Origin of the sequence: Staphylococcus sp. HGB0015 (assembly GCF_000411275.1) — a bacterium.
Lineage (GTDB): Bacteria > Bacillota > Bacilli > Staphylococcales > Staphylococcaceae > Staphylococcus > Staphylococcus schleiferi.
This window is the reverse complement of sequence record NZ_KE150418.1, coordinates 422,566-431,584: the sequence shown is the minus strand read 5'-3', so window position 1 is coordinate 431,584 and position 9,019 is coordinate 422,566. Positions and strand designations below refer to the sequence as shown.

Below are 9,019 nucleotides of genomic sequence, written 5' to 3'. Positions count from 1 at the left end.
GCTTCGCTATTCTTCACAGATGTCGATTTTGACGTACTTACTCTTTGTGATTCCGCAACTGATTGACTCTTCGCTTCGCTGTTCTTCACAGATGTCGATTTTGATGTACTTAAGCGTTTGGATTCCGCAATTGAATGACTCTTCGCTTCACTATTTTTCACAGACGTCGATTTTGATGCACTTAAGCGTTTTGATTCTGCGATTGAATGACTCTTCGCTTCGCTATTCTTCACAGACGTTGATTTTGACGTACTTAAGCGTTTGGACTCTACAATCGAATGGCTCTTCGCTTCGCTATTCTTAATCGATGTTGATTTTGATGCACTTAAGCGTTGTGATTCTGCAACTGAATGACTTTTCGCTTCACTATTTTTTACAGACGTCGATTTTGATGTACTTACGCGTTGTGATTCCGCAACTGATTGACTCTTCGCTTCGCTATTCTTAATCGATGTTGATTTTGAAGTGCTTAATCTCTCTGACTCTACAATCGAGTTACTCTTCGCTTCGCTATCTCTTATTGATGTTGATTTTTCTGCACTTACGCGTTGTGACTCCGCAGCTGATTGACTTCTAACTGCACTTTCGGATTTTGCTTTAACCAATGAAGTAGAAGCATGACGGCTTTCTGTGATTGCTCTTGCGCCATTCGGATTATATTTTTTATATGGGTCAATATTACTAACAACCCCTGAAAAATAGTTTTGTCCTCTTTTGCCACCAACCTTATCAAAAGAGCCATAAGGTGTTAATTGATAAGTTACATCTCCAAAAGGATTTATGATTGGCACTTCAATAATTGTTGTTAAACCGTACCCCTCTTTGATATGATCCGCATCCATCACACCGGTTTGCCAATAATAACCACTTTTCGCGTTACCTTCTAAGTGGATGTTATGCTTCGTCACAAACTCGCTTTGATAACCTGCTCCAGTAATACCTTGAGTAATCTTAGTCGGCTTACCATAATCTTTTCCTAACTTTAGCATTCCAGTGTAAGATTCAGGTGTATTTTTAAGGACGGTTTTAGGAAAACCCAATTTTTTATGCGTCTCAGTAGTCGATGTTTTTGGATCATCATAAGATACAGTATATTTAAAGATTGCTTTGTGACCATTACTGTCAACTTGTAACTCATAATAAACCGGTACTTTATTACGTGGATCTTGACCATGACCACTGCTTCTCTCTCTTTCAGCATGACCTGCAAGCGCTGCTCTAAATGCTGTTTCTCCAACTTCTGTAGCGACTGTATGAATTGGAGAAATTGTTGAATTCAACACTGGTGCTTCTGTATTTGCTAATGACTGTGATGACGCTTGAGAAGATGACTGCTTCTCACTTACAGATACACTTGCAGGTTGCGTTGAATTTTGACTATTCTGATTAATTTATGTAGAAGTTTTGCCTTCACTTTTCGATGTGATTGCTTCTGAAGTTTCTGATGCTTTAGAAACTGATGTAGATTTTTCCACATTTGATTCTGATTGCTTCTCAGAATTCGAAACTTGTTTTTCATCCGATTGCTTTTGCTCGTGCTTTGATGCATGAGATACTGAAGTACTCGTTGAAGTAGAAGCAGATTCTGATAATGATACTGAGTCTGATTCCGATAAAGAAGTGCTTTCTGCATCTTGTTTGGATGCTTCGCTTTCGGAAGTCACTGCACTATCGCTTTCAACAGTACTCGTGCTCGTCTCTACATGAGAAACTGAGTTTTCAATTGCAATCGATGTTTGATCCCCAATCGTTTGACTCTTTGTTGCTAACTCTGAAGTCATCGGAGCATCTGATGCGGCAAATGCTTGTTGATCATGCAACATGTTAACAGTAAACATCCCTCCGGCGATTGCCGTTGTTTGCATTGCATGTTTTTTAATTTTTTCACCAAAACGCGTTGTAACTTCGCCATCTTCATTTTTTACAATATCTTTACTTAAAAAAGGTAAACCCATGGCTTTTAAGAGTTGAATCTCTTTAATACCGGCTTTTACCCATTCCTTTCCAGATTTGTATAGTTTCACTCTTGCTTTTTCTTGTCCTAAACTTTTTCTAAATTCCCTAAATTTTCTTGTCATTGCAAAACTCCCATTAAATAATTTCCATAAAACTTGAACTTGTCATCGCAGCCTATATAAGATAATAATACCTTTTATTTAACTGCGCAATAAAATATTAAATGAAATCTAGTTTGTAATATAATCTATTTCAGATTTTGAATACCTAATTATATAAAATTACTTTTTATTTGTTCTTATGGGAATTTGCATTTAAAAAACATAGAGATGTGACTCTATTGAATTCTTTATTTTTAAAGGGTTTGTTAAACGAGGTGCTTCTGAAAGTTAGAACATTGAGAGGTGCGTTATAAAAAGTTTATTAAATTAAATCTAATATTTATTTGAGTTGCTCTAGCAAATAAGTAGAAAAATATTAATAAATTATTTCTTCATTCAATTGAGTCACTATTTTCAAAGTATTTTTCATCAATTTTTCAGATAAATGACGTTTTATTATTTGTTTCTACCTTAACTACACGACAAACATGCGTATTAATACAATAATTTTTAGAAATTACTACAAATGAATAGAAAAAGCATTGATTCATGACTTTAATACTATTATTATTGAAGTAACGCTTCAAAATTAGATGGACAAACCTCCAATTACTTTATTTTTTTATACGTGAGTTATTCGTTTTCGTTATGTATAAAAATGTATTATAATAGACTGTGGAGTAATTTTAAGGTCTGTGACATCAATCATATTTACTCAGGGATATTCTGTTTATTCCTCACTATACAAACAATGAAAGGTGATTATGTATGCCAACACAATCAGATTCAAAAGACATCATCATTATCGGTGCCGGTGTACTTAGTACGACATTCGCCTCAATGATTAAAGATTTAGAGCCGCATTGGAATCTTAAATTATATGAGCGTTTAGATCGTCCAGGTGTGGAAAGTTCAAACGAACGCCACAATGCCGGTACAGGTCACGCAGCACTTTGTGAATTGAACTACACTGTTAAACAACCAGATGGTTCAATTGACATCGAAAAAGCAAAAGAGATTAACGAAGAATTTGAAATCTCTAAACAATTCTGGAGCTATCTTGTTAAAAGTAAAAACATTGATACACCAAGAGATTTCATCAATCCACTTCCTCACATTAGCTTTGTAAGAGGTAAAAATAACGTTCAATTCTTAAAAGATCGTTACAACAAAATGAAAGCATTTCCAATGTTCGACAATATCGAATACACTGAAGATATTGAAGTGATGAGAAAATGGATGCCATTAATGATGCAAGGTCGCAATTCTAGTGATATTATGGCTGCAAGTAAAATCGATGAAGGTACTGACGTTAACTTTGGTGAATTAACACGTAAAATGGCGAGAAGTATCGAAAAACACGAAAATGCAGATGTACATTACAATCACGAAGTAAAAGACTTTAACCGTCGTTTAGATGGCAAATGGGAAGTTACAATCATCAACCGCAACACTGGAGAAAAACAAGTTCAACTTGCTGATTACATCTTCATTGGTGCTGGTGGCGGTGCGATTCCTTTATTACAAAAAACAGGTATCCCTGAAAGTAAACACTTAGGTGGTTTCCCTATTACAGGTCAATTCTTAATGTGTACAAACCCAGACGTTATCGAAGAACACGGCGTCAAAGTTTATGGTAAAGAGCCACCTGGCACACCACCAATGACTGTACCTCACTTAGATACACGTTACATTAACGGTCAAAAAGCATTATTATTCGGACCTTTCGCAAGCATCGGCCCTAAATTCTTGAAAAATGGTTCAAACTTAGATTTATTCAAATCAGTTAAACCATACAACATCACGACTTTACTTGCGGCAGCTGCGAAAAACTTACCATTAATCAAATACTCAATCGATCAAATCTTAATGACTAAAGAAGGTTGTATGAACCACTTACGTACTTTCTACCCAGAAGCTAAAGACCAAGATTGGGAATTATACACAGCTGGTAAACGTGTTCAAGTTATTAAAGATACTAAAGAATACGGTAAAGGTTTCATCCAATTCGGTACTGAAGTGGTTAACTCAGAAGACCACACTGTTATCGCTTTACTTGGTGAATCACCAGGGGCTTCAACATCAGTTTCTGTTGCACTTGAAGTGTTAGAAAGAAACTTCGCTGAATACGAAGCTGAATGGAAACCTAAGTTACAAAAAATGATTCCTTCATACGGTAAATCATTAATTGAAGATGTTGATTTAATGAGAAAAACACGTAAACAAACTTCAAAAGACTTAGAATTAAACTACTACGAGTAAAGGAGTTGCCAATATGAAAAAATTAGTTATCGTTGCAACTGTACTCACTGCAGCATTCGTCGCTTTAAAACGCTATCAAGAGCATGTTAATAAAATGCCAAATATTGAATACTAATTCAACCTATATAGATTGATAGTGTTGAAAAAGACGTTCAAATGAATTTTCATTTTGAACGTCTTTTTTTAATCGCTTTTTATGCCGTTTCAAGTGCCTCTTCACGCACGAGATCATTCATAATTCCTAAATAGAAACGGGCTAATTCTGAACCCGTATGACGCAAGTCTAATGTGTCTTGTCCCGTGAAATCTGTATGATCCCAGCCTTTCATCGTTGGTGTCACTTGCCAAATTCCTTTTTTAGGTGCTACTTTATCATCAACATTTTCAAAAGGTTCATTCTCTGGATGTTGGCCTGATATCACAGAAACTAAGCCATCATTTTCTCTCCATGCTTTATCACGTGTTCGTCCTATTAAATCTCCTGTCACCTTATGTTCAATATTCATATGGACATCTGATATTTGAATACCTAACCGTGTTTTGTTTGTCGCAGATCCTGTATAGGTTTTATAGTAAATATCTGGATTAATATCTGTCCGTTGATTGATTTTTTTAGCACCTTCACGCGTCAAATCATAAAGTGCTGTATCTTCAGAAGTAAACAGTGGACTCTTACTTGCACGTTTCGCATATTCAGCAAATGTTTCACCTTGACGTTGTTCTAAGCCCCATTGTTTAAGACCATAATCTACAGCTGAATTTTTACGCCCTTCAAACAAACCATAGTCGTAAATGAGTCGTTTAATAATATCTTTATTACCTAAATCATCCGAAGCAACTGTCCCATCGTGCGGTGTAGCTATTGTCGTAATTGATGAAATTAAATGATCGTGATTTCCTTGAAAAAGAGGACTTATCGTTCCGCCATGTTGCTTTTGATACGCAATCTCTTCAGGATCTCCTTTTCGTAACAAAGACTCTAACATCCGAATCGTTTGTCCTCCCATACTATGACCGATGAGATGAATTTTTTGTCCCGGTTGCCAGCCGGGTAAAATGCCTGGATATGATTTACCATATCGCGCATGTCCATATTTGTTTGCATGAGCTTGTCCATAATCGACGACACCGCCTTTGATATAAGTATAGAACTCTACAGCACGATCCCAGTTACTTCCAAAAGCACTAACACTGGCTTCATAAACGTTATAACCTGATGCGCGCAGTTGATTCATCATGTCGTATTTTTTACCACCCCAATAATGAGTTCCAGGAGGCGCATTATCGCCTACAAAACCTCCATACCCATGCACAAAAATGATGGGCTCTTTATTTTTATACTGTGCTTGTTGAGGCGCTTGTGCCGCTTTTTTCTTAGATGCTTCTTTTGTTGATGCCACTTGTGGTTCACGAGGTTGCGTTTCTTCTTTTGCGTTTAAATTTTGAGTCGTCGTTGACTTCTTATCATTATCGACCGTTTCTAGATGAGGCTTATGCGCAGTCGCTTTTCCATCATTAACTTTTAGTTTATGTGTATTCACGTTATTAAATTCAGGGTCGACTTGATTAAGAGTTGTTTTAGAATTACGACGATCAATCACAGAAAACCCCGGATCTAAACCGTCTTTTTGATTGTCTTGATGAGCGGCAACCTTTGGCGCATGCGTAACATCACTTGGATTAGACGTGCTATGTTGTGCCTTTAGTTCTGTATTACGCACAGAATGATTCATTTCCGGTGCGTTTAGATTCTTTTTTACTAGCGAATTAGAGTGTGCTTTTGATTCTGACGACTGCATCGTTGTTTGTGTATCATTAGTTGTTTCGTTACCTTGAGTTAAATGATTATGATGAGACGTGGCAATTTCTTTGAAAGCCGTTGATTTCTGAGGCATTTCAGAGGCTTTTGGGGATTCCACTTGTAAGGCATTTGTTTCATTGTTTTGGCGAAGATGGTCCCTCATCACATTCTTACTTTCTGTGTGCAACGTTTGAGATGTATTAAGTGAATGACCTTGATGTACTTCATCTGCATATGCATCATGTCCTACCCAAACAAATAAACTTGTAGCAAGCAGTATGGTAGAGATACTAACAATTCGTGTTCTTAAAGCATATGTACGATCTTGCTGATGATTAAACATAAAAACCCTCCTTAATAATCTAGTCTCTATTATCAATTTATCAATTTGTAACGTATATTATTTCATTTTTGCCTACTTTATACACTTCAGTGCTTAACTGTTATCAAAATCAAATTTTATTTACACTTCAACATCAAAAATTATCTTTTCTTTAATAAACTAAATAAAATACATAGCCAGCATTCTGCAAAATCAAAAGCAATAAATTTAATAATTAGTTAATAGTAATTTTTGGATTAACTGTTTATTATTAAAACGATGTCTATAACAATAGAATTAAAATTGAATATATTATTTTGGAGGACCTCATGACTTTAATTATTTTACTTATCTTTTTTATCATTCGCTTAGTCAGTCTGGTGATTTCCATAAAACATGCGAAACGACTAGTCCAACAAGGCGCAAAAGAATACGGTCAAAAAAACTCAAAATGGCTTGCACTCACACATATCTTGATCTATGTTGCAGCTGGGATAGAAACTGTTATCAGTCATGAAACGTGGAGTTTCTTTAATATACTAGGGCTAATCATATTAATCATTGCATATGGTGTTTTATTCCATGTTATTAAAACTTTAGGCCCGATTTGGACTTTAAAACTCTACATTTTACCAGAACATCCGATTATCAAATCAGGTCTATATCGTATTACCAAACATCCGAATTATTTTTTAAATATCATTCCAGAATTAATAGGGGTCATCCTACTTACACATGCATCATACACTCCTTTATTGTTACTTCCATATGCCTACTTCTTATACGTTCGTATACAACAAGAAGAAAAGTTAATGTCTTTATAAGCAACAAAGCACTTCTAAGTAAAAATACATTACTTAAAAGTGCTTTTTATTTATACCTTATTTAATTGCTTTAATCAGCAAAATCTCATGCTTAATTGGTATTAGATGATCTCCTACTAAAGGAATCGTAGGCTTGATACGTCGTGCATCATTTACAACATTTTTCATTATTTTTTCAAGCTCATAGCCATACTTCTGAAAAAAGCCAAGTGCACGCAGGTTATCATTAGTAGTGATAACCTGAATCTCCTTAACAGATGATTCTTGTGCTTTGAGTTCTAATGCCTTCAATAACTTTGAACCTACTCCTTTTATCCCTTTAACATTATTAATTGAGATTATTTCAATCACTGAATTTCTAACCGTATAAGTGAGTGCACCATAAATCTCTTCTTCAACAACACATAATAGACCTGGGAGTTTTGATAGATGATACACACCTGAACTCACTACCATACAATCATCATGCCAATAGTGGTTAAAGAAAGACTTCAATTGTGATTCTTCTAGTTGATCCATTTCGATAATATACACCATAATCCCCCTATTTCAAACAAAATACTATCGCTTATAAGTCTTTATTATAGAATGTTGTATGTTAAAAAACACCCCTAAAGCAAAGGGATTACTCACTTTAGGGGTGCGTTATTCAAACATTATCAATCATTCAGTATCCTGATTATTGTTCTTTTTTATCTTTACGACGACGTCCTAGTAAGAATGCGCCACCTAATGCAGCAAATAAGCCACCAAGTAGTGTCGTTTGACCAGCATTTTCTTGTCCAGTTTCAGGTAATGTTTCTTTCTTATGTTTACTTTCAGCCTTTTGAGGTGTAGAAGGCATCGCTTTTTCTACTTTAGGCTGACCTGGTTGTTCTGGCATATTCGGTGCTGGTTTTTCTGGGTTACCCGGTTGTTCTGGCACTTCTGGTGCTGGTACTTCTGGGTTGCCTGGTTGTTCCGGTACTTCCGGCGCTGGGACTTCTGGGTTACCTGGTTGTTCCGGTACTTCTGGCGCTGGGACTTCTGGGTTACCTGGTTGTTCCGGTACTTCTGGTGTTGGTTTGTAGAAGCCGCTATCGATTGTAAGATCATCTGCATTGTTCACTTCAACTGTAACAGTTTTTCCATCTGAATCTAATCTTCTGTCGTCTCCTGCTTTCGTTGTTGTTGCTTCATAACCTTCTGGTGTCTCAAAGCTGATTTCGTATTTACCATTCGGTAAATCTTTGAAGATGTAGTTACCGTCTTTGTCTGTTTTTGTTGTGATCAATGTGCCATCCGGTTGTTTCAACGTCACTGTTACACCGCTGATGCCTGGCTCGTTCAAGTTTTGGATGCCATCTTTATTTGTGTCATTCCATACTTTGTCCCCAACTTTGTATGTCGCTGGTTTTTGGACTGGTGGCTCTTCTTTTTTGTAGAAACCTTGGTCTACTGTTAAATTATCGCCATCTTTGATGATACCTTTCGCGTTTGTTGGTCCATCTGAATCAAGTTTGTCGTCTTGGACATCTTTTAATGTTGGCTCATAGCCTTCTGGTGTTTCAAAGTCTACTTGATATTCACCATTTGGAAGGTCTTTGAATTCATATTCACCTTTATCATTTGTTACAGTAGTGTCTAATTCTTCGCCTGTACTATCTTTAAGCGTTACTTTAACACCTTTTATACCTTTTTCATTTTCATCTTGAATTCCGTTTTTGTTTGTGTCTTCCCATACTTTATCTCCAAGACTATATGTTGGTTTGTA

7 protein-coding genes and 1 pseudogene are annotated in these 9,019 nt (G+C 36.1%); 3 read left to right on the top strand and 5 right to left on the bottom strand.

Going from position 1 to position 9,019, the window contains the following annotated elements; genetic code table 11:
- Both HMPREF1208_RS12240 and HMPREF1208_RS08570 read right to left on the bottom strand, forming a co-directional pair.
- Positions 1 to 1,280 (bottom strand): annotated as a pseudogene (locus HMPREF1208_RS12240) (hypothetical protein); the annotation flags it as partial.
- Between the two features lie 111 nt (positions 1,281 to 1,391).
- The gene (locus tag HMPREF1208_RS08570; RefSeq protein ID WP_016425971.1) at positions 1,392 to 2,078 is read right to left on the bottom strand and encodes a KxYKxGKxW signal peptide domain-containing protein; all 687 of its coding nucleotides are present in this window, start codon (positions 2,076 to 2,078) and stop codon (positions 1,392 to 1,394) included.
- Between the two features lie 747 nt (positions 2,079 to 2,825).
- Between HMPREF1208_RS08570 and lqo the strand changes: the two genes are divergently transcribed.
- Together lqo and HMPREF1208_RS11900 are read left to right on the top strand one after the other, a co-directional pair.
- The gene (gene lqo, locus HMPREF1208_RS08565) at positions 2,826 to 4,319 is read left to right on the top strand and encodes an L-lactate dehydrogenase (quinone) (protein ID WP_016425970.1); all 1,494 of its coding nucleotides are present in this window, start codon (positions 2,826 to 2,828) and stop codon (positions 4,317 to 4,319) included.
- A 13-nt stretch (positions 4,320 to 4,332) separates the two neighbouring features.
- Positions 4,333 to 4,434, top strand: coding sequence for an SE2200 family small protein (locus HMPREF1208_RS11900; protein ID WP_016425969.1), 102 nt, complete (start codon positions 4,333 to 4,335; stop codon positions 4,432 to 4,434).
- Positions 4,435 to 4,513: 79 nt separating this feature from the next.
- Here the strand turns inward: HMPREF1208_RS11900 and lip are convergent, their stop codons facing one another.
- Positions 4,514 to 6,463, bottom strand: a complete 1,950-nt coding sequence (gene lip, locus HMPREF1208_RS08560; RefSeq protein ID WP_016425968.1) for a YSIRK-targeted triacylglycerol lipase — start codon at positions 6,461 to 6,463, stop codon at positions 4,514 to 4,516.
- A gap of 308 nt (positions 6,464 to 6,771) precedes the next feature.
- Between lip and HMPREF1208_RS08555 the strand changes: the two genes are divergently transcribed.
- On the top strand, positions 6,772 to 7,266 hold the full coding sequence (locus HMPREF1208_RS08555) for an isoprenylcysteine carboxyl methyltransferase family protein (RefSeq protein ID WP_016425967.1): 495 nt from the start codon (positions 6,772 to 6,774) through the stop codon (positions 7,264 to 7,266).
- Positions 7,267 to 7,323: 57 nt separating this feature from the next.
- On the opposite strand, the gene HMPREF1208_RS08550 is transcribed toward HMPREF1208_RS08555, so the two are convergent.
- Both HMPREF1208_RS08550 and HMPREF1208_RS12235 read right to left on the bottom strand, forming a co-directional pair.
- Complete coding sequence (locus HMPREF1208_RS08550; protein WP_081635195.1) at positions 7,324 to 7,803, bottom strand: GNAT family N-acetyltransferase; 480 nt, start codon at positions 7,801 to 7,803, stop codon at positions 7,324 to 7,326.
- Positions 7,804 to 7,945: 142 nt separating this feature from the next.
- Positions 7,946 to 9,019, bottom strand: a 1,074-nt coding sequence (locus HMPREF1208_RS12235; RefSeq protein WP_016425965.1) for an SdrD B-like domain-containing protein, incomplete at its 5' end; no start/stop codon positions are given.

Coding starts and splice junctions, on each gene's coding strand:
- lip (WP_016425968.1), bottom strand. CDS start 6,463: ATGTTTAATCATCAGCAAGATCGTACATATGCTTTAAGAACACGAATT.
- lqo (WP_016425970.1), top strand. CDS start 2,826: ATGCCAACACAATCAGATTCAAAAGACATCATCATTATCGGTGCCGGT.
- HMPREF1208_RS11900 (WP_016425969.1), top strand. CDS start 4,333: ATGAAAAAATTAGTTATCGTTGCAACTGTACTCACTGCAGCATTCGTC.
- HMPREF1208_RS08570 (WP_016425971.1), bottom strand. CDS start 2,078: ATGACAAGAAAATTTAGGGAATTTAGAAAAAGTTTAGGACAAGAAAAA.
- HMPREF1208_RS08550 (WP_081635195.1), bottom strand. CDS start 7,803: ATGGTGTATATTATCGAAATGGATCAACTAGAAGAATCACAATTGAAG.
- HMPREF1208_RS08555 (WP_016425967.1), top strand. CDS start 6,772: ATGACTTTAATTATTTTACTTATCTTTTTTATCATTCGCTTAGTCAGT.